Source organism: Enterovibrio coralii (assembly GCF_001559595.1).
Classification (GTDB): domain Bacteria; phylum Pseudomonadota; class Gammaproteobacteria; order Enterobacterales; family Vibrionaceae; genus Enterovibrio; species Enterovibrio coralii.
The window spans coordinates 1-251 of sequence record NZ_LNTY01000057.1 but is presented as its reverse complement, the minus strand read 5'-3'; the positions used below and the strand labels follow the sequence as shown (position 1 = coordinate 251).

Genomic DNA, 251 nt, shown 5'->3' with positions numbered 1-251 from the left:
TAACGACCGTATTGATGGCGGCGATGGAAACGACGAACTTTACGGTCAAGACGGTGACGACCGCTTGCGTGGCGGTGCGGGTCACGATCTCCTCAAAGGCGGCATCGGTAACGATGAGCTGCATGGTGATGCAGGTAACGACACCATTTACGGTGAAGACGGCAACGACAAAGTCTATGCAGGGACAGGTGATGACGCTGTCGATGGCGGAGCCGGCAATGATGTGATTTACGGTCAGGACGGTAATGACA

The 251-nt window shown here is 55.0% G+C and carries 1 protein-coding gene; it reads left to right on the top strand.

Annotated features, from left to right (window positions below):
* On the top strand, nt 1-251 hold a 251-nt coding region (locus ATN88_RS21610; protein ID WP_408607729.1), incomplete at both ends, for a calcium-binding protein.